Genomic DNA, 1,062 nt, shown 5'->3' with positions numbered 1-1,062 from the left:
TTCTTCGTCGGGAAGATCACCCTCGGCCAGCTCACGCAGACGGCGGGCGCCTTCTCCAGCGTTCAAGGTGCACTCGATTTCTTCATCACCTCGTATTCCAGCATCGCGAATTACAAGGCCGTGATCGATCGTCTCACCAGCTTCGAGGCAGCGATCAAGTTTGTGAAGCGCAGCAATGTGGAGGGCGAGCACGTGAGGCTCAGCACCGCTCCTGGGCGCAACCTGACGGTTGACGATCTCAAGGTCTCTTTGCCCGATGGTCGCGTGCTGATGCGGGCCGACGATGTCTCGTTCAACGCCGGTGAAGCGACGCTTCTGACAGGGCCCTCAGGTTCAGGCAAATCGACCCTCTTCCGCGCAATCTCCGGCATCTGGCCGTTCGGAAAGGGCGATATCCGGGCGCCGGCCGGGCAGTCGATGATGTTGCTGCCACAGCGGCCCTACCTGCCCATGGGCTCACTGCGCGCTGCAGTGACCTATCCGGGCACCCATGGCGAATATCCGGACGAGGCCCTCAAGGATGCGTTGAAGGCCGCCCGGTTGCCGCAACTGGCCGACAAGCTCGATGAAGAGCGGGCCTGGGCTCAGACGCTGTCTCTCGGCGAGYAACAGCGTCTCGCCATTGCGCGCGCGCTCCTCGCAAAGCCCGACTGGCTGTTACTCGACGAAGCGACGGCGGCTTTGGACGAGCCGACGGAAGAGGAAATTTACGGCATGCTGAAGGAGCGCCTGCCGAAGACGACGATCGTCTCAATCGGGCATCGCTCCACGCTCAATGCGTTCCACGACCGGCGGATCGACATGCAGGTCATGTCCGATGGGCACTACGCCCCCGTCGAGAAGCGGTTGCCGGCGACGGCGGACTGAACAAGAAAAAGCAATGGCCCGAGCCATTCATCTGGCTTGGCCTTTGCTTATGACGGATGCCGAATTTCTTCGGGAGCAGCAGAGCGCGCCGAATTTCCGCCCCGCATTCCAATTCGACACAGCACAACTGCATCGATTAGCGATGGACCATCAACATATTTGTAGCTACAATAGGCCTACATAGAAGGATATTGT

The 1,062-nt window shown here is 60.1% G+C and carries 1 protein-coding gene; it reads left to right on the top strand.

The window, feature by feature from the left end:
- Positions 1-867, top strand: an 867-nt coding sequence (locus tag AC1DT3_RS22285) for an ABC transporter ATP-binding protein/permease (protein WP_477467352.1), incomplete at its 5' end; no start/stop codon positions are given.
- Positions 868-1,062: the final 195 nt, after the last annotated feature.

The sequence above is a fragment of the Microvirga sp. P4_G7 genome (genome assembly GCF_056401005.1).
Note: the sequence above shows the minus strand (reverse complement) of the source record. Positions and strands in the feature narration are given on the sequence as shown.